Genomic DNA, 17,600 nt, shown 5'->3' with positions numbered 1-17,600 from the left:
TCGCCTGCATTGCCGCTCCACCGTAATACCGGCGTGGCCGGCGGCACTTTGACCGTCCGCCGACACGCGCGAGACTTGACGCCGTGAAACTCGTGACCATCGATGACATCCGTGACGCCGCGCAACGAATCGCCGCCGACATCGTCCGCACCCCGTTGTTGCCCGCCGGCTGGGGAGATCCGGACCGGCCACTGTGGCTGAAGCCGGAGAACCTGCAACCGATCGGCGCATTCAAGATTCGCGGTGCGTTCAACGCGCTCGGGCGGTTGGATCCGGACGTCCGGGCCAGGGGAGTGGTGGCGTATTCCAGCGGCAACCACGCACAGGCCGTCGCCTACGCCGCAGCGGCGTACGGCGTGACCGTCCACATCGTGATGCCCGAGGAGACGCCCAACGTCAAAGTCGAGGCGACCCGCGGACACGGGGCCGAGGTGGTGCTGTGCGGTGCGGGGCAGCGCGAACAAGTGGCCGACGAACTCGTCATCCGCACGGGCGGCGTTCTGATACCGCCGTTCGACCATCCCGACATCATTGCCGGTCAGGGCACCATCGGACTGGAGATCGCGCAGGACCTCACCGACGTTGCGGCCGTTCTGATCCCGATCAGCGGTGGCGGCCTGGCGTCGGGAATCGGCACCGCGATCCGGGCGTTGTGCCCGCGCGCCAAGGTGTTCGGCGTCGAACCCGAACTCGCTGCCGACACGGCCGAGAGCCTGGCTCTCGGGCGCCGGGTCGAGTGGCCCGTGGCGCAGCGCAACCGGACGATCGCGGACGGTCTGCGATCGACCCCCTCCGAGTTGACCTTCGCACACCTGCAGCAGGTTCTGGACGACGTCATCGTCGTCACCGAAGACGAGATCCGGTCGGCGGTACGGGAATTGGCGTACCGTGCCCATCTGATCGCCGAACCCAGCGGAGCGGTGGCGCTTGCCGGCTACCGAAAGGCGGCCACGCCGGCCGGCCCGACCGCCGTCGTGGTCTCCGGTGGCAACGTCGAGCCGCCGATGTTGCGCGAGATCCTGTCGGTTTAGTGCACGCCCTCCATCAGGCGGGTGATCCATCCCGACATCGCGAACACCACCACACCGGCAAAGATCGCGACGGCACCCAGGATGCCGAAGTAGGCGAATTCGTGCGCGGGATCGTAACGCTGCGCGAGTACGCCGGACATCGCGGTTCCCAGGCCCACCGAGAAGAAGTACAGCGCCATCATCTGCGCCCGGAATGCTTCTGGCGCAAGCTTCGTCGTCACCGACAAGCCGATGGGGGACAGGAGTAGTTCGGAAATCGCGAACACGGCCATGATGCCGGTCACCAACAGTGCCGGAACCGCTCGCCCGGTTGTCCCCGCCATCGGCAGGAACAACAGGAACGCCGCGCCCATGCCGATGACGCCGTAGGCGAACTTGCGCGGCGTGGTCGGCGCACGATTTCCGAGCCGCGTCCACAGAATCGCGAAAAGCGGTGACAGCAAGATGATCCAGACCGGCTCGATCGAACCGATCCAGTTCGACGGCGCGGTCCAGCCGAAGATCGACCAGTTCATCCGTTCGTCGGAGTACACCGCGAGAACCGTGAAGATCTGCTGGAACAGCGACCAGAACACCGCGTTGGCGATGAAGAGCGGTATGAATGCCCGGACTCGGGTGCGTTCGACGGGCGTGACCTTGGCGCTGGTCAACATCACCGTGAAGTACATCAGCGAGGCGCCGACGATCACCACCGTCGTGGCCTGCGACAGGTTGGCCAACGTGACCACTCCGGACAGGAACAAGGCGGCGGCGACGAGCGCCAGCGCGGCAACGGCCGCGACGACCTTGCCAATTGCACCGGACGGCAACGGGTTCGGGACGATACGTCCGTGCGTGCCGAGGTTGCGCCGGAACAATACGTACTGGGTCAGCCCCAACCCCATACCGACTGCGGCGGCGCCGAATCCGTAATGAAAGCCGAGACGAGTCTGGAGCAACCCGGTGACCAGCGGGCCGACAAAGGCGCCCAGATTGATGCCGAGATAGAACAGCGTGAAACCGCCGTCGCAGCGCGCATCACCCTTTTCGTACAGGGTGCCCAGCAGCGACGAGGCGTTGGCTTTCAATGCCCCTGAACCGAGCGCCACGAGCACCAGGCCGAGGCCCACACCCGTCAAACCGGGAATCACCGCCAGCGCGATGTGGCCCCCCATGACCACGACTCCGCCGTAGAACACCGTCCGCTCCATGCCGAGGACACGGTCGGCGATCCAGCCGCCGAGCACCGTCGCCAGGTACACCAACCCGCCGTAGGCGCCCACGATGCCGGTCGCGGTGGCCTTGGGTAAACCGAGTCCACCGTCGGTGGCCGTGTAATACAGGTAGTAGCCGAGGATCGTGAGCATCCCGTAGAAGGAGAACCGTTCCCAGAGCTCGACTCCGAAGAGGTTCGCCAACCCGACGGGATGGCCGAAGAACGTGCGCCGGGTGTGTGAGTCCTGCACAGCAGCCATGCGGTCACCCTGCCACTCGGGCGGGCTGCGGCGGGGATTTTCGTCGGTTCCTCGGCAAACCGATGTTGCGCTGTGTTCACCGTCTTCTGTGGCACAGCACATTTCGGGTGACCGAGGGTGGGGACCGCAGGTGTACTCGAGGTCCTGGTCACCGGTAAGGTCTGCCGAACAAGGTGGACGACGGCCACACTTTCCGGTCCGATCCGATGCTTCGGTGGCGGACCACCGTTTCGTGGCCACAGCTCCGAGGGGGTGGGTGTGGACGCGGTGCTCGGCGTCTCTCTGACTCCGTCCACCGTCGGTCTCGTCCTGGTCGAAGGGCACGAGGCCGATGGGGCCACCGTCGACCACGAGACCTACGACATTCGTGACCTCGAACCGTTGGCGTTGGCCGAAGTCACCGATCGCGTCGTCGCTGCGGTCGCCCGTGCCGAGGCGATCACCGCCGAACGGGGCAACCGCCTGCAATCCATCGGCGTCACGTGGAGCGACGGCGCCGATATCGAAGCCTCTCAGCTGCTGTCGGCGCTGTCCGACGCGGGTTTCGCGAACGTGTTACCCATCCGCTTCCCGCAGGCGACAGACACACTGGCACGCGGCATCGCCGGTGTCGTGGGTTTCGACACCACCGTCGTCTGCGTGATCGAGCCCGAATTGATCCTGGCGCTCACTGCGAGTCCCGGTGACGGGCCGGTGCAGACCACCCAGGTCCATGGCATCGAGACCGTACAGGGCCTGGCCGATTGGCTGTGTGGCCTGTTCGCGGCGGCCACCTCACGACCGGATGCCCTCGTGGTGGTCGGGTCGGCTGTCGATTTCGACGCCGTAATGCCGAAACTCCAAGCCGCCCTTGAGGTTCCGGTATTCACGCCGGCCGATGAGGGCGTCGCGTTGGCCCGCGGTGCGGCGCTGGCGTCCGCGCGCCGTGGCCGTTTCATGTTCACCGAACCCGCGCGAGGCCCCGAACGCAGACATTGGGGGCCGGCTCAGCTCGCGCCGGCGGTCATGCTGGCCGTCGGCGTCATCACGTTCGTGGTGTCGCTGTCGTTGGCCATCAGTCATCACGTCGCGGCGCCCGAACCGGAAGCCGGCCCGCGCCAGACGCGTCCGGTGGTCAACGTCTCCGGCGCGCCCGCCGCGACCCAGCACATCCCCGCGGCCGTGATTCCGCCTGCGCCGACATCGATCCCGGAGGTCGCGCCGGTCGTCGTCGAGCCGCCCGCCGCCGTCGAGCCCGCCGCACCGGAGTTCATCACCGAACCCGAAGCCGGGGCGGTTCCCGCCGACGTCCCGCCGCCGGTCGTTGTTCCGCCGGCGCCTGCGCCGGAGGCTGTTCCGCCGGTTCTCTCGCCGCCGGTCCCGACCAAGAAGCCGCTGCTCACCAGAATCCGTGACCGCTTGCGCGGCGGCCCCGATGTGCCCGAACAGCAACCCTTCATGGGCCCGGTGCCACCGGCGCCGAACGCGCCTCCGCCCGGGGCCGTGCCACCACCGGTCGCCGAAGCCCCGCCCCCGGTCGGTCCGGAGCCGGCCCCGCCGCCGCCACCACCCCCAGCGGAGATGCCGCCGCCGGAGGCCGTGCCCCCACCGCTGCCACCGCCGGCGGCGCCGCCGCCCGTGCCGTGAAACAGCGGCTATTGTCGATCCGGTGAATCCAGCTGCGGTGCGGACGGGGTTGCGGATCTGCATCGTCGCAGCTGTGGTGGCGGCCATCGTGCTGGTCGAGACCACGACGCGGTCGGGGGTCGTGTGGCGGCTGATCACCTTCACCTACCAGGCCAATCTGCTTGCGGCCGCGTTCTATGTCTGGACGCTGGTCTCGCGGCGGGCCGACGCCAGAGCGGGTTTGCGCGGCGCGGTCGTGGTCTACGTGTTGGTCGCCGGCGTCATCTGGAATCTCTTTCTCACCGAGGCGAGCATGGGATACACCCCGGCCAATCTGCTCTTGCACGTCCTGGTGCCCCTGCTGGCCGTCGCCGAGTGGCTTCTGGTCGGTGACGCTCAGGGCAGTATTCGATGGTGGCAACCATTGATCTGGCTGCTCTATCCCGCCGCCTACGTCGGGCTCGCGTTGCTGGTGTTGAGCAGCGCCGGGCGCCGGGTGCCGTACTACTTCCTCGATCCGGATGCCGTCGGCAACCTCGGTGTACTGGCCAACGTCGGCCTGCTCGGGCTGGTTTTCGTCGGCTTCGGATATGCGTTGATGGCGCATGGCCGCAGTGCCGCCCGAGCGCGGGTCGAGCTTGGATGAAACGTTCTGGCAGGACGTGTCGATGAAGTGACCATGGGCAACTCCCGCCGTGATCCTGACGTCGCGCCGGCCGGTGCCGAGTCGCGCCTGACCGGTGCCGATCGCGCCACGACCTACACTGGAGGAATGCTGAGCACACCATCGCCCACGACGAGGACAGTTCGTGTCTCGGTACTGAAGGTGTTTGCGGCGGTCGGCGTCGCCGTCCTCGCTCTCGCAGCCTCGGTTAACGTCGCACAAGCCGGTGTCAGCACCGGCGCCACCGCAGCCAAGATCGAGCCGGCCGCGGGCGACGTGGTGGGTGTCGCACACCCCGTGACCGTCACCTTCACCGCGCCGGTGACCGATCGCCAGGCAGCCGAGAAGAGCCTGCGGGTGTCCTCGACGAGCACCCCGACCGGGGAGTTCACCTGGCTCAGTGACGATGTCATGCAGTGGACACCCGATCAGTTCTGGCCGGCGCATTCGAGCATCTCCGTCGCCGCGGGCGGCGCGAAGACGAGCTTCGAGACGGGTGCCGCGGTGGTCGGCGTCGCCGACATCGACGCGCACACCTTCACCGTCAGTATCGATGACGAGGTGGTGCGCGAGATGCCGGCATCCATGGGCAAGCCCAAGTTCCCGACACCCACCGGCACGTTCACCGCGCTGTCCAAAGAACCTGTCGTGGTGATGGATTCGCGGACCATCGGCATTCCGCTGAGCGATCCCGAGGGCTACAAACTCACTGTCAACGACGCGGTGCGCGTGACGTGGGGCGGGGTGTATGTGCACGGTGCGCCGTGGTCGGTGGGATCGCAGGGCTATGCGAACGTCAGCCACGGGTGCATCAACCTCAGCCCGGACAACGCAGCCTGGTACTTCGACACGGTCAGCGTGGGCGATCCGATCATCGTGCGGGCGTAGCGGCCGCGTGCAGGTTCTTGGCTGTCGGTGAGGTGGCCACGGTAGCCGGGTCGGGGTAGGTGCCCAGTATCCGGTCTGCGGTGCCCGTGCTCGTCACGGTGAACCAGAAGTGCTCGTTCTTGTAGTGGTGATTTCGGTGATTGCGCCATATCGCCCGGTAAACGGCGGTTTTGGGCTTGTAGTCGCTGTGGATCAAATAGTGGCACCATTCGTATCCCAGCCCTAGAACCGTCAAGAACGTCAGAAATGTCAGGCCGAGTTCCAGCCGAGGGAACGCCAGCACCGCAATCGCCACCGCAAGCGGCAACACCCACAGCAGGGCTCGCCACGGGATGAAGATCAACGGGATGTCGCGCGGGTCGACGTGGTGCCTACGATGGTCGCGCGCGAGTATCGAGTCAACCGTGATACGACCGAATCTCCGTGGGCGCCAGTGCAATACGAATACGTGGATGATCCATTCGAACAGGGGGAACACCGCGAGCATCACCACGGGTACGACGGCGTCGGTCAACTGCCAGTCGCCGAGAGCGATGCGCGCGGTCGCCGAAACCACTAGCGTGCCACCGATCATCCAGGGGGAGGGGTGCCTGATGAACTCGCGAGCGGCATCGCCCAGCGTGAATCCCTTGCGGGTCATCGGTTTTCCTCCAATGCCTCCAGGGCGCCCAGCAGTGCGCCGGTAGCCGGTTCGAGAAGTTCGTGGGCGGCTTGCCGGGCCGCGGCGGCGTCGCCCGCCGCGATGGCGTCGGCGACGCGTCGGTACGCCTCCGGCCGGCCTACCTCCTCGGCCATCAGCGTGGCGAGTGCCGGCAGCACGGGCTCGTATGTCTCGCGAAGAGTGTTGAACATCAACCGGAATGCGATCGAATCCGCGCCGTCGACCACGTGATCCCAGAACGTCATCGCATGACGTTGTTGTTCGATGGGGTCCGGTTCGGACTCGAGGGCACCGAGCGTCTCGTTCAGAAGGTCGGGCATCTCGGGCTGCCTGCGTTGCGCGGCGAGCTCGGCGACCTTGGGGCCGTTGTGCAGCCGAGTCTCCAGAATGCTCCGGACCACCGAGATGTCGAGTTCACCCGCCCGGAAGAGCAGGCGCGGTAGAAGGTCGAGTCCGGCATGCCGGCGAAAGTCCCGCACCGTCGTGGCGTCCCCCTGGCGCACCTCGACCAGGCCTGCGGCGGTCAGGCGCTTGATGGCCTCGCGTACCGCGGGGCGCGACACTCCGAGAACCTCGGCGAGCTTTCGCTCACTCGGCAGCGACTCGCCGGGTTGCATCTCGCCGCTCAGTACCTCGGAAATGATCTGGTCGAACACGTCCTCGGGGACGGATCGCCGGTTCACCGGTTGCAGGGCCATGGACTCATGGTGCCGCCTTACCGGTAAGAGGTCAAGTGGTCAGACCAGTTCCGAACTGCCGGTCAGCGCAACGCGGCAGCGGTCTGTTCGTCGGCGGGCAGGAACGCCTCGATGCTGAGCTCAGCGGCGGTGAGATCGAGCGCGGTGCCGAAGGTGGTCACGGTCGAGAGGAAGGTGAGGGTGTCTCCGTCAGGTGTGGCCAACTCCAGTGGCACCACCACGCCGCCCAGATCGCGCACCGGCGCCATCCCGCCCGGGTAGGACTCGATTTCGGCAAGAAGGTCGGCCAGCTCGGCCGAACCGCTCACCGCCACCTCGCGGCGCAGCCGGGTGATGAGATGGTGACGCCATTCGGCAAGGTTGCGAATACGCGGTGCCATGCCCTCGGGATGCAAGGTGATGCGCAGTGCATTCGGCTCGGCCAGCAGGTGCTGTGCGACCCCGTCCAGCATGACCCCGGCACCGGCGTTGGCCTGCAACAGATTCCATCCGCGATCGATCACCACGCAGGGATATGGGTTGTAGGCCTCCAGCACGCGACTGACGCCTTCCCGCACGGCGGCCATGTCGGGGTCGTCGAGTGTCCGCTCGGTGTACACCGGTGCCAAGCCCGCCGCCAGCAGCAGTTGATTCTGTTCGCGCAACGGCACATCGAGCACTTCGGCGAGACGCAGCACCATCGCGCGGCTCGGGACGGACCGACCGGTCTCGATGAAGCTGACATGCCGCGCCGAGACGTCTGCCTCGATTGCCAGGTCGAGCTGACTGATCCGGCGGCGCTGCCGCCACTCGCGCATGAGCGGACCGATCGGTGTCTGGGGGGCGATGGTGGTCACCAGCTGAGTGTCACCCATCCGCGGTCGGGGCTGCCACTACCTCTCGGGTAATTGTGCCGATTACCCCGCAGGCGGGACGGTGGAGTCGTCGACGAATATGAGGAGGCGACGATGCAAGCGGCACAGCAATCCACACGTCCGATTCCCCGGTGGCTTCGGTTCGTGATGGCCGCGGATCGGTCCGGCTCGGCGTGGTACGTGGGCACCGGGTTCTTCTTCGCACCGGTTCTCGCGGTGGTATCGCCGTGGCCGACGCTGACGACGGTCTTGTGGATCGTGATCGCCCTGGCCGGCCTGTGGCTCGGGTTGCTTGGCATCGCGATGGCGACCGGGCTCGCGATGGTGCTCCGGTCGAACACCGAAATCCCGGAAGACTACTGGCGATCCATCATCGACTATCCGAGCACTAGTGTGCGACAGGACATTTCGCGCCGGCCTCGCCCCGGTAGTCGACCTGCCAATGTTTGATGCCGTTGAGCCAGCCCGACCGCAGCCGTTCCGGGGGCGACAGCGGCGTGAGGTCGGGCATCTCATCGGCGATCGCGTTGAACATCAGGTCGATCGTCATCCGCGCGAGATTCGCGCCGATGCAATAGTGCGCGCCCGTGCCGCCGAAGCCGACGTGGGGATTCGGGTCCCGCAAGATGTTGAAGGAGAACGGATCTTCGAAGACTTCCTCGTCGAAGTTCGCCGAGCGGTAGAACATGACCACCCGCTGCCCCTTCTTGATGGGTACTCCCGACAGTTCGGTGTCCTCGAGCGCGGTGCGCTGAAACGATGTCACCGGCGTCGCCCATCGCACGATCTCGTCGGCCGCCGTGGCGGGCCGCTCGCGCTTGAAGAGTTCCCATTGATCGGGATGGTCGGTGAACGCCATCATGCCCTGGGTGATCGAATTGCGGGTCGTCTCGTTCCCGGCCACGGCGAGCAGGATGACGAAGAACCCGAACTCGTCGTCGGACAGCTTGTGGCCCTCGACGTCGGCCTGCACGAGCTTGGTGACGAGATCATCGCCGGGATTCTTCGCCCGCTCGGCCGCCATGTTCATGCCGTACATGATCAATTCGACCGAGGCACTCATGGCGTCGTTGTTGGCGAACTCCGGATCCTGGTCGCCGACCATCTGATTGGACCAGTCGAACAACTTCTTGCGGTCCTCCTGGGGGACACCCATCAGCCCCGCGATGGCTTGCAGTGGCAGTTCGCACGACACCTGTTCGACGAAATCTCCGCGGCCCTCGGCAGCCGCGGTCCGGACGATGGTGCGTGCCCGCTCGGCAAGGTCGTCGCGCAGGCGTTCGACCGCTCGGGGTGTGAAGGCGCGCGAGATGATCTTGCGCAGATGGGTGTGGTGCGGAGCGTCCATGTTGAGCAGCACGAACTTGCCCTGGTCGATCTGCTGCGGGATGGTGCCCTCGCGGTAACGGGGAAGTGCGGTCTTCTCCAGGCTCGAGAACACGTCGCTGCGCAGCGACACCTCCTTCACGTCCTTGTGTTTGGTCACGACCCAGAACCCACCGTCGTCGAAACCACCGGTTCCCAGCGGTTGCTCGTTCCACCAGATCGGTGCGAGCTTGCGCATCTCGGCGAGTTCCTCGACGGGCAACCGTTCGGCGTAGATGTCGGGATCGGTGAAGTCGAAGCCGGCAGGCAGGTGAAGGGCAGGTTCGCTCATGACCACAGGGGTTCTCCTTGGTACGGCGTCTAGTTCACGTGATCAATAGCTACACCAAGGAACGGCGTGTTCGCCGGAGGTTTCTCAAACTCTTCGAAACTCCGGGCGCGTTGTTCTGAAACGTGTTCCACTGGATAACTCAAGAGAACATCCGCCACAGCTGTAACACTCCGGCTTGGTCCGGGGAAAGAACAGAAAAGCCTGGACGAAGGGGGATTGCGGTGCACAGCAGGATTATCAGAAGCGCAGCTGGCGTCGCCATCTGCTGTGGCGCGAGCCTGGCCGCCGTCGTGACGGCGTCATCGGCGGCAGCCGACCCGGCACCGCCGCCACCACCGGCACCCGCGATCGTCGAGCCGCCGGCTGCGGACCTCGCGAGCACGGCGGAAGGCACGCCGCATCTGCCGAGCCTGCAGAACCTACCGCCGGGGACGACCGATGTCCCGGTCGGCGGGCAACAGGGCCGCGGGGTGTCGTATCTGCGTGACATCTGGCACGCCATGCAGACCCAGGACGTCAGCTTCAACGAAGCGCTTTTCCTGCTGACGCAGCGTCCCCTCGATCCGGCGGCGCCGCCCCCACCCGGCGTCGCGCCCGGTCCGCAACCTCCTCCACCGCCCGCCTAGCGGCTACACCCGCTCGATACGGGCCGGAACGTGCTTGTGCCACGGTGTTCCGGCGAAGGCGTCGCGCCATTCGGTGGAGGTGAGTGCGTTGGGCGCCACTCCCGGCACGGTCACCTTCCCGCCGTCGGAATAGTCGAGGCCGTAGCCGTTGGGCAACGAGGCGTGGCCGGGCAGCATCGTTTCGCTGATCTCGACACTCGCCTCGGCGCTGCCGGCCGCCGTGGTGACCAGGGCACGGCCGCCGTCCACGAGGCCGAGCGCGTCGGCATCCTCGACGCTCACCCGCAAGGCCCCATCGGTATCGCGTTTGCGCCACGCCGGGTCCCGGATGATGTCGTTGGCGGTGTATGCGCGACGTTCGCCGGCCGACAGCACGATCGGGAACTCGCGGCTGGTCAGTGGCGGCCGATCGGCGCGCAGTGCCCGGATCTCGTCGAGCATCTCGGGCATGGCCAGCGCGATCTTGTGGTCGGGATGACCGATCAGGCTGAAGTCATCGGCGTATTCGTGAACGGTGAACGTCACGCCGGACCGCTGCGTGAGAATCGCCTCGAACAGTGCGTTGCCGTCGGTATGTCCGGCGCGGCGCACGGCGTCCGGGTAGGTCATCGCGGCCTTCTGGGCCAGGCCCCACAACGCGGCAGCACCGGCGAGGCCGTCGGGCAGCGCCGCGCCCAGGGTTTCGTAGAGCACGTACGGCAGCACCTTCGTCAGCGCGGGGTTCGAGGACACAGTGGCGAGAAACTCCGCGGTGAACGCGGCGAGACCGTCGGCCGCGGCCTTGCGCAGCGGACGTAGCTCGGCGTCGTCGACGACGCCGAGTGCCCGCACCAACCGCGCCCAGATCTCCGGCTCGGGCAAGGTGCCCGCGAGCGGTTCGAACAGCCGGTGGCGCAGATGAAATGTGTTGTGCGGGAATTCCAGATTGAAGAACGTCGCCTCGGGTTTCTCGAACTGGCTGGCGGCGGGCAGCACGTAGTGGGCCTGGCGGGCGGTCTCGGTCATCGCGACGTCGATCACCACCAGGAACTCGAGCTCGGCGAGCGCAGCGCGTACCGCAGCCGAATCGGCGATCGAATGTGCGGGATTGCTGCTCTCGACGATCATCGCCCGGAACCGGTCGGGGTGATCGGTCAGGATCTCCTGCGGCACGACATTGCTCGGGACCAGCCCGGCGATGACCGGGGCGCCGGTGACCGGCGTGCGTCCGACCCCGGCCGTGCTGAACAACGGTGCGAACGTCGAATGCAGGTGTTGCGCACCGCGTTTGGCGAAGTTGCCGGTCAGGATCCACAGCAGTTTGTTGAGGTACGAACACAGCGTCGAGTTGGGTGACTGCTGGACACCGAGGTCCTCGAACACCGCGACGCTGCCGGCCCCGGCGATGCGGCGCGAGGCGGCCCGGATCAGTTGCTCGTCGACCCCGCAGCGGCGGGCGTAATCGGCGACGTCGACATCGCCGAGCACGGCTCGAACCGCGTCCACCCCGGTGACGTGCTCGGCGAGAAACGTTTCGTCGCAGAGATTTTCCTGCACCAGGACGGCGGCCAGGGCGGCCAGGCACCAGGCGTCGGCGCCCGGCCGGACGCGTAGGTGATAGTCGGCCATCCGGGCGGTGTCGGTGACGACGGGATCGATCACGACCATCGAGCGGGCCGGATCGTTGGCGATCTCGTTCAACACCACCCGGGCCCGCGGAAAACTCTGCGACATCCACGGGTTCTTCCCGACGAACACCGCGACCTCGGCGTGCTCGAACTCGCCTCGGGTGTGCCCACCGTACAGGTGGGCATCCACCCATGCCTCGCCGGTTTTCTCCTGGGCCAGGGCATTGGAGCGGTACCGCGAGCCGAGCGTCTTGAGGAATGCCGAGCTGTAGGCGCCGCCGAGGTGGTTGCCTTGCCCGCCGCCGCCGTAGTAGAAGATCCGTTCGCCCCCATAGGTTTTCGCGATCCGCTGAAAACCCTCGGCCACTTCGGCGATCGCGGTGTCCCAGTCGATTTCCTCGTAGCTGCCGTCATCGCGTCGCCGCATGGGGGAGGTCAGGCGGTTGGCGTTGTTCTGGTAGTGATCGAGCCTTAGCGCCTTGTTGCAGGTATAGCCGCGAGAGGCGGGGTGTTGTTTGTCGCCGCGGATCTTGGCCAGTGTGCGGTCCTGGACTTGCACCACGATGCCGCAGTTGCATTCGCACAGGATGCATGCCGTGTGCTGCCATTCGTCGACGGTCACCGCGGTTCCCCATTCGTCGTCAGTTGTTCGCGCAGCTGGCGGTGGATCAGGTCGAGCGGCTTGACGTCGCGCGTGGCGCGTGCGACGACGACCGCCCCCTCGATCGAAGTGGTGATCAGCATGGCGAGTTCCTCGGCACGCGCGGCGTCGACACCGTCGGCCTCGAGGCGCTGGGTGACCAGCTGTGTCCACCGGACGAACGCCGCGCCCGCGCGTTCGACGACCGCGGTGTCGGCCTGGTCCGGGTCGCCGGCCTCCACCGCGACGGCGACGACGGGGCATCCGGCGCGAAAGTCGGTGTCGAGCAGCTGTTTACGGAATCCGGCGATGAGGCCGTCGAGCAGGGTGAGCGCGTTCGGCGCCTTGCCGAGCCGGGCGGCCACCTGGTCGCTCGCGTAATCGATTGCCTCGCAGAGAAGTTGGGTACGGCCACCCGGGAAGTAGTGGTATGCCGAGCCGCGGGGTGCGCCACTGTGGGCGAGGACGTCGGCTATCGCGGTCGGGTGTGCGCCGCGCTCCCGGATCAGCAGCGCTGCGGAGACGACCATGCGTTCACGCGGGCCGGCCATGTTCCACCCTTCGTCGGCTATGTATGTAACCATACATAACGCGGGCGGCGCAGACCAGACCTGTCGCGAGAACGAAAGGGCTGCGGAACCGGAGTTCCCGCAGCCCTTTCGCTGAATTCGATGCGTTGCCTACACGCCTGCGGCCTCGTTGAGGTTGTTGAGCGTCGCGGTGGCGTCGAGGTATTCCTGCACCCACCGCTCGATGACGGCCGAGGTCTTCTCGACCTTCTCGAACTGTCCGACCACCTGGCCGACCGGGTTGAACGCCACGTCGACGGTCTCGTTGGGGTACTTGTGCGTGGCCGCAACGGCCATGCCGGAAACCATGTACTGCAATGGCATGCCGAGCGGCTTGGGATTCTCCGGCTGCTCCCAGGCTTCCGTCCAGTCATTGCGCAGCATGCGCGCCGGCTTGCCGGTGAACGAGCGGCTGCGAACGGTGTCGCGGCTGCTGGCCTTGGCGTACGCGGCCTGTTGAACCGGGGTGTTCTCGGCCTCCTCGACCATCAGCCATTGCGACCCGGTCCAGGCGCCTGCCGCGCCGAGGGCCAGCGCCGCGGCGATCTGCTGGCCGCTGCCGATACCGCCTGCGGCGAGGACCGGAACCGGCGCCACCTCCTTGACCACCTGGGGCCACAGCACGATCGAGCCGACCTCGCCACTGTGGCCGCCCGCCTCGCCGCCCTGCGCGATGATGATGTCGACGCCGGCATCGGCGTGCTTGCGGGCCTGCGACGGCGAACCGCACAGCGCGGCGACCTTGCGGCCCTGCGCGTGGATGTTCTCGATCATGTCGGCCGGTGGGGTTCCGAGAGCGTTGGCGATCAGCGTCATCTTCGGGTGCCGCAACGCGATCTCGACCTGAGGAGTCGCGGTGGCCTCGGTCCAGCCGAGCAGCTGCAGCGCGTTGTCGTCGCTGTCGTCGATCGGCACGCCGTGGTCGGCGAGGATCTTCTTCGCGAAGTCCAGATGCTCCTGCGGTACGAGCGACTGCAACATGCCCTTGAGTTCGTCGGCGGACATGTTGGCGTCCATGCCCTCGTACTTGTTGGGGATCACGATGTCGACGCCGTACGGATGGTCGCCGATGTGCTCGTCGATCCAGTTCAGCTCGATCTCGAGTTGCTCGGGGGTGAAGCCGACCGCGCCGAGCACGCCGAAGCCGCCGGCCTTGCTGACCGCGACCACGACGTCACGACAGTGGGTGAACGCAAAGATCGGGAACTCGATGCCGAGCTCGTCGCAGAGGGCGGTGTGCATACCTGCTCCTTGTGGGCGGTGGATGTACAAGTTCATGAATTGAAACGTGTTCTAGTTTAGTACTCCACCGGTGCCGCGCGGGGCCGGACCCCGACGAATCAGGCAAGTTCCTGGACGAAGGAGACCTCGTTGCCATCCGGATCGGCGACGTCGAGGATGGCCACCATATCCGCGATGACCTGCGGTTCGCCGACCTCGATGTCGTAATCGACGAGCGCCGTCATGGTCGCGGCGAGATCGGACACGCCGAACCGCACCGCGGTCCGGCCCGCCGCGGCCTCGTCGGTGACGAGCTGTAGCCAGGCGGTGGAAGTCAACTGCCATTCAGCGACGCCGTCGACCGGTTGCAGGTCGGGTTCGCGGCCCATGATGCGCGAGTACCAAGCCAGCGAATCGCCGAATCGGCTGGTGGCGACCACGGCCGCGATGTCGTTGATGACGACGTCCTTCAGCTGCTCAGCCATAGACCATTTCTAGTCTGGATTGGCCCCTCGGCCCAGACCCTTGGTGTACTTGCCGTATGGGACTGACCTTGTCGCCACCGGAATCGCTCGAGGAAATCGGCTCGGGTCCGGGCGGCGCGCAGGTGGGAGCCTTCTTCGACCTCGACGGCACCCTCGTGGACGGGTTCACCGCAACCGCACACGCACGCCACCGGATCCGGCAGCGACAGGCCGCGTTCGGCGAGATCCTCGGCATCATCGAGGCCTCGATCCGTTATCGCATCGGCAGGATGCCGTTCGAGCGGCTCCTGGTCCGAGCGGCCGGGTATCTGCGCGGTGAATCGCTCGCCGAACTCGACGACCTCGGCGAGCTGCTGTTCGCCGAGCGCTTCGCTCACCGGGTCTACCCGCACATGCGCGATGTCGTGCGCCGTCATCAGGACCGTGGCCACACCGTCGTGATGAGTTCGTCGGCCCTGACCATCCACGCCGAACCGGTTGCCCGCCACCTCGGCATCGACGACGTGCTGTGCAACCACTTCGAGACCGACGAGAACGGCCGACTGACCGGAGGCATCGTCAAACCCGTCATCTGGGGTGCGCGCAAGGCCGACGCGGTTCAGGCCTTCTGCGCGGCCAATGACGTTGACCTGCAACATAGTTACTTCTACGCCGACGGTCCCGAGGACAGCGCGCTGATGCAGGTGGTCGGCCATCCGCGGCCGGTCAATCCGCGGCCGGGATTGGCGACGGCCGCAGCGAACAACGGCTGGCCGGTGCTGACCCTGGATCGTCCGGTGGCACGGCGGCGCTAGGCCCAATACTCGCCGAGCGGCTCCGGCATTCGGCGATCGTGCGGATTCGTCCGCGAATCGCCGGGTTCGGCGGATGAGGTCGCACAACCGCGAACCGACGCGCGTCAGCCCAAGCCGTAGAGACCCTTACCGGTGACCAGCGGCATGTCGAGCGTCGTCCGGATGCCGGGCGCGGCGGCGACCACATCGGGAATCGCGTTCACGATGCGCCCGGCCGCCGCCACGATCGCGGCATGGTTGTGGTCGCCCTTGCGGCTCGTCGGGCAGATGTCGACGGCATAGGACGGTTCGCCGACGATCTCGACGCGGTAGGAACCGCCGGGCTGCGCCGGCTGGGCCCAGTCCGGGCGAAGATCGCCACGCAGCCGGGTGACGTGTTCGATCACGATCACCGGCTCGCCCTTGACCATGCCCCGGATCTCGAACCGCAGCGCGGCAACCGTGCCTTTCGCGACATGGCCCGCGGCGATGTCGAACGCCTCGGGAGCCGGTTCCTTCTCGCACACCTCGGTGATGTCGTCGATCTCGATGCCCAACCCGGCCGCCAACTGCCGGATCGACGTACCCCACGCGATGCTCAGCACGCCCGGCTGGAACAGGATCGGCGTCTCGTCGAGTGGTTTGCCGAAGCCCATCACGTCGAACATCACGGTCACGCCGTCGTAGGTCGCATAGTCGGCGATCTCCATGCACCTGACCTGTTCGATGCTCTGGCACGTGCCTGCGAGGGCGAACGGGATCAGGTCGTTGGCGAAGCCGGGGTCGACGCCCGTGATGAACAGGCTCGCGTTACCGGCCTGTGCGGCTTCCTCGATGCCCGCGATGTACTTGCCCGGCATCAGCTTCCAGGGAAACTGCAGGCTCACCGGGGCCGAGCCGACGACGTTGATACCGGCCGCCAGCAGCCGCACCACGTCGGCGATCGCCTCCGGTCCGCGGGTGTCACCCATCGCGCAGTACACCGCGCAGTCCGGTTTGGCGGCGATCACCGCATCGAGGTCGGCGACCGCCGTGACGCCAGTCGAAAGATCAAGTCCGGCAAGCTCGCCCGCGTCCTTGCCGACCTTGGATTCGGTCGAGACGCACAGCGTCGTCAGCTCGTAGGCCGGATTGGTCAGCAGTCCGGTCAGTGCCAGGCGGCCGACGTTTCCAGTTCCGATGTGGGCGACGCGAAAGACCATGGGAACGAAGTATGCCCACTCGCCAAGAAAATTGGAACAGGTTCTAATTTGTGCCGTGCCTGCGGTAGCCTCACGCGTCATGGGACGGGTTGACGGAAAAGTTGCACTGATCAGTGGTGGCGCACGCGGCATGGGCGCCGAACATGCCCGCGCGCTCGTGGCCGAGGGCGCCAAGGTGGTGATCGGCGACATCCTTGACGACGAGGGCAAAGCACTTGCCGCCGCGCTCGGCGATGCGGCCCGTTATGTCCACCTCGACGTGACCGACGCCGACCAGTGGGACGCCGCGGTCGCGACCGCGACCTCGGACTTCGGGCTGCTCAACGTCCTGGTCAACAACGCGGGCATCGTCGCGCTCGGCCAGATCGGCAAATTCGACATGGCCCAGTGGCAGAAGGTCATCGACGTCAACCTGACCGGGACGTTCCTCGGCATGCAGGCGTCGGTCAAGGCGATGAAAGCCGCGGGCGGCGGCTCGATCATCAACGTCTCGTCGATCGAGGGACTGCGCGGCGCCGCGATGGTGCACCCGTATGTGGCGTCCAAATGGGCCGTGCGTGGTCTGACGAAGTCGGCTGCGCTCGAACTCGGGTCCAAACAGATCCGGGTCAACTCGATCCACCCGGGTTTCATCCGCACGCCGATGACCGAACACTTCCCGGAGGACATGCTGACCATCCCACTGGGGCGGCCCGGGCAACCCGACGAGGTGTCGAGCTTCGTCGTCTTCTTGGCCAGTGACGAATCCCGCTACGCGACCGGCGCGGAGTTCGTGATGGACGGCGGCCTGGTCAACGACGTCCCGCACAAGCTCTGACGGCATCCGGCGCGGCGGCGCGTGGCGCGCGGCGGCAGAATGACCGGACACCGCATCACGCCCGGTAGGCGGTGCCGCACCGGTCTTTGAGGAGCTGCCCATTTCCGCCCGACGCGCTCGTCTCCTGGTGGCCGCCCTCGTCACCGTG

The 17,600-nt window shown here is 66.6% G+C and carries 18 protein-coding genes; 8 read left to right on the top strand and 10 right to left on the bottom strand.

Going from position 1 to position 17,600, the window contains the following annotated elements:
- Positions 1-83 precede the first annotated feature (83 nt).
- A complete protein-coding gene (locus AWC31_RS35820) occupies positions 84-1,031 on the top strand; it encodes a threonine ammonia-lyase (RefSeq protein ID WP_085150487.1) in 948 nt (315 codons plus the stop codon).
- On the opposite strand, the gene AWC31_RS35815 is transcribed toward AWC31_RS35820, so the two are convergent.
- Positions 1,028-2,485: a peptide MFS transporter gene (locus AWC31_RS35815; protein ID WP_085150485.1), complete on the bottom strand. Its 1,458-nt coding sequence runs from the start codon at positions 2,483-2,485 to the stop codon at positions 1,028-1,030. The two genes, AWC31_RS35820 and AWC31_RS35815, sit on opposite strands and share 4 nt — an antisense overlap.
- 258 nt (positions 2,486-2,743) lie before the next feature.
- On the opposite strand from AWC31_RS35815, the gene AWC31_RS35810 reads away from it, so the two are divergent.
- The 3 genes from AWC31_RS35810 to AWC31_RS35800 all read left to right on the top strand — a co-directional run bounded on the left by AWC31_RS35810 (position 2,744) and on the right by AWC31_RS35800 (position 5,642).
- On the top strand, positions 2,744-4,111 hold the full coding sequence (locus AWC31_RS35810; protein WP_085150673.1) for a DUF7159 family protein: 1,368 nt from the start codon (positions 2,744-2,746) through the stop codon (positions 4,109-4,111).
- A gap of 22 nt (positions 4,112-4,133) precedes the next feature.
- On the top strand, positions 4,134-4,736 hold the full coding sequence (locus AWC31_RS35805; RefSeq protein WP_085150483.1) for a Pr6Pr family membrane protein: 603 nt from the start codon (positions 4,134-4,136) through the stop codon (positions 4,734-4,736).
- Positions 4,737-4,862: 126 nt separating this feature from the next.
- Positions 4,863-5,642, top strand: coding sequence for a L,D-transpeptidase (locus AWC31_RS35800; RefSeq protein WP_085150671.1), 780 nt, complete (start codon positions 4,863-4,865; stop codon positions 5,640-5,642).
- Here the strand turns inward: AWC31_RS35800 and AWC31_RS35795 are convergent.
- The 3 genes from AWC31_RS35795 to AWC31_RS35785 form a co-directional block, all read right to left on the bottom strand.
- Positions 5,626-6,282, bottom strand: coding sequence for a sterol desaturase family protein (locus AWC31_RS35795; RefSeq protein WP_085150481.1), 657 nt, complete (start codon positions 6,280-6,282; stop codon positions 5,626-5,628). The genes AWC31_RS35800 and AWC31_RS35795 overlap by 17 nt on opposite strands.
- Positions 6,279-7,001 carry a FadR/GntR family transcriptional regulator gene (locus AWC31_RS35790; RefSeq protein WP_085150479.1) on the bottom strand — a complete coding sequence of 241 codons (723 nt, stop codon included), beginning with the start codon at positions 6,999-7,001 and terminating at the stop codon, positions 6,279-6,281. The genes AWC31_RS35795 and AWC31_RS35790 overlap by 4 nt, the downstream gene beginning before the upstream one ends.
- Positions 7,002-7,063: 62 nt before the next feature.
- Positions 7,064-7,855 (bottom strand): helix-turn-helix domain-containing protein, encoded by a 792-nt coding sequence (locus AWC31_RS35785; protein ID WP_207626495.1) that lies wholly within the window; start codon positions 7,853-7,855, stop codon positions 7,064-7,066.
- Between the two features lie 93 nt (positions 7,856-7,948).
- Between AWC31_RS35785 and AWC31_RS35780 the strand changes: the two genes are divergently transcribed.
- Complete coding sequence (locus AWC31_RS35780; protein WP_084356910.1) at positions 7,949-8,305, top strand: hypothetical protein; 357 nt, start codon at positions 7,949-7,951, stop codon at positions 8,303-8,305.
- Here AWC31_RS35780 and AWC31_RS35775 read toward each other — a convergent pair.
- Complete coding sequence (locus AWC31_RS35775; RefSeq protein ID WP_085150477.1) at positions 8,244-9,512, bottom strand: cytochrome P450; 1,269 nt, start codon at positions 9,510-9,512, stop codon at positions 8,244-8,246. The genes AWC31_RS35780 and AWC31_RS35775 overlap by 62 nt on opposite strands.
- A gap of 290 nt (positions 9,513-9,802) precedes the next feature.
- Between AWC31_RS35775 and AWC31_RS35770 the strand changes: the two genes are divergently transcribed.
- Positions 9,803-10,138 (top strand): dopamine receptor D4, encoded by a 336-nt coding sequence (locus AWC31_RS35770; protein WP_308213316.1) that lies wholly within the window; start codon positions 9,803-9,805, stop codon positions 10,136-10,138.
- A gap of 3 nt (positions 10,139-10,141) precedes the next feature.
- Here the strand turns inward: AWC31_RS35770 and AWC31_RS35765 are convergent, their stop codons facing one another.
- From AWC31_RS35765 to AWC31_RS35750, 4 genes are all read right to left on the bottom strand, one after another.
- Positions 10,142-12,367: a molybdopterin-dependent oxidoreductase gene (locus AWC31_RS35765; protein WP_085150475.1), complete on the bottom strand. Its 2,226-nt coding sequence runs from the start codon at positions 12,365-12,367 to the stop codon at positions 10,142-10,144.
- Positions 12,364-12,936 (bottom strand): TetR/AcrR family transcriptional regulator, encoded by a 573-nt coding sequence (locus AWC31_RS35760; protein ID WP_085150473.1) that lies wholly within the window; start codon positions 12,934-12,936, stop codon positions 12,364-12,366. Before AWC31_RS35760 ends, AWC31_RS35765 begins: the two co-directional genes overlap by 4 nt.
- A gap of 129 nt (positions 12,937-13,065) precedes the next feature.
- The gene (locus tag AWC31_RS35755; protein ID WP_085150471.1) at positions 13,066-14,196 is read right to left on the bottom strand and encodes a nitronate monooxygenase; all 1,131 of its coding nucleotides are present in this window, start codon (positions 14,194-14,196) and stop codon (positions 13,066-13,068) included.
- Positions 14,197-14,294: 98 nt separating this feature from the next.
- A complete protein-coding gene (locus tag AWC31_RS35750; RefSeq protein ID WP_085150469.1) occupies positions 14,295-14,660 on the bottom strand; it encodes a VOC family protein in 366 nt (121 codons plus the stop codon).
- A 56-nt stretch (positions 14,661-14,716) separates the two neighbouring features.
- On the opposite strand from AWC31_RS35750, the gene AWC31_RS35745 reads away from it, so the two are divergent.
- Positions 14,717-15,454 (top strand): HAD family hydrolase, encoded by a 738-nt coding sequence (locus tag AWC31_RS35745; RefSeq protein ID WP_085150467.1) that lies wholly within the window; start codon positions 14,717-14,719, stop codon positions 15,452-15,454.
- Between the two features lie 104 nt (positions 15,455-15,558).
- On the opposite strand, the gene AWC31_RS35740 is transcribed toward AWC31_RS35745, so the two are convergent.
- The gene (locus tag AWC31_RS35740; RefSeq protein ID WP_067855853.1) at positions 15,559-16,635 is read right to left on the bottom strand and encodes an NAD(P)H-dependent amine dehydrogenase family protein; all 1,077 of its coding nucleotides are present in this window, start codon (positions 16,633-16,635) and stop codon (positions 15,559-15,561) included.
- A gap of 79 nt (positions 16,636-16,714) precedes the next feature.
- Between AWC31_RS35740 and AWC31_RS35735 the strand changes: the two genes are divergently transcribed.
- On the top strand, positions 16,715-17,452 hold the full coding sequence (locus AWC31_RS35735; RefSeq protein ID WP_085150465.1) for a glucose 1-dehydrogenase: 738 nt from the start codon (positions 16,715-16,717) through the stop codon (positions 17,450-17,452).
- Positions 17,453-17,600 lie beyond the last annotated feature (148 nt).

The sequence above is a fragment of the Mycolicibacterium wolinskyi genome, assembly GCF_002101965.1.
Classification (GTDB): Bacteria; Actinomycetota; Actinomycetes; order Mycobacteriales; family Mycobacteriaceae; genus Mycobacterium; species Mycobacterium wolinskyi.
The sequence above is the reverse complement of the archived record's forward strand: the minus strand, read 5'-3'. Positions and strand labels throughout refer to the sequence as shown.

What these genes read in the sequence shown, in the direction of transcription:
- AWC31_RS35815 (WP_085150485.1), bottom strand. Translation starts at nt 2,485, where the DNA reads ATGGCTGCTGTGCAGGACTCACACACCCGGCGCACGTTCTTCGGCCAT.
- AWC31_RS35800 (WP_085150671.1), top strand. Translation starts at nt 4,863, where the DNA reads ATGCTGAGCACACCATCGCCCACGACGAGGACAGTTCGTGTCTCGGTA.
- AWC31_RS35795 (WP_085150481.1), bottom strand. Translation starts at nt 6,282, where the DNA reads ATGACCCGCAAGGGATTCACGCTGGGCGATGCCGCTCGCGAGTTCATC.
- AWC31_RS35790 (WP_085150479.1), bottom strand. Translation starts at nt 7,001, where the DNA reads ATGGCCCTGCAACCGGTGAACCGGCGATCCGTCCCCGAGGACGTGTTC.
- AWC31_RS35785 (WP_207626495.1), bottom strand. Translation starts at nt 7,855, where the DNA reads ATGGGTGACACTCAGCTGGTGACCACCATCGCCCCCCAGACACCGATC.
- AWC31_RS35780 (WP_084356910.1), top strand. Translation starts at nt 7,949, where the DNA reads ATGCAAGCGGCACAGCAATCCACACGTCCGATTCCCCGGTGGCTTCGG.
- AWC31_RS35775 (WP_085150477.1), bottom strand. Translation starts at nt 9,512, where the DNA reads ATGAGCGAACCTGCCCTTCACCTGCCTGCCGGCTTCGACTTCACCGAT.
- AWC31_RS35760 (WP_085150473.1), bottom strand. Translation starts at nt 12,936, where the DNA reads ATGGCCGGCCCGCGTGAACGCATGGTCGTCTCCGCAGCGCTGCTGATC.
- AWC31_RS35755 (WP_085150471.1), bottom strand. Translation starts at nt 14,196, where the DNA reads ATGCACACCGCCCTCTGCGACGAGCTCGGCATCGAGTTCCCGATCTTT.
- AWC31_RS35750 (WP_085150469.1), bottom strand. Translation starts at nt 14,660, where the DNA reads ATGGCTGAGCAGCTGAAGGACGTCGTCATCAACGACATCGCGGCCGTG.
- AWC31_RS35745 (WP_085150467.1), top strand. Translation starts at nt 14,717, where the DNA reads ATGGGACTGACCTTGTCGCCACCGGAATCGCTCGAGGAAATCGGCTCG.
- AWC31_RS35740 (WP_067855853.1), bottom strand. Translation starts at nt 16,635, where the DNA reads ATGGTCTTTCGCGTCGCCCACATCGGAACTGGAAACGTCGGCCGCCTG.
- AWC31_RS35735 (WP_085150465.1), top strand. Translation starts at nt 16,715, where the DNA reads ATGGGACGGGTTGACGGAAAAGTTGCACTGATCAGTGGTGGCGCACGC.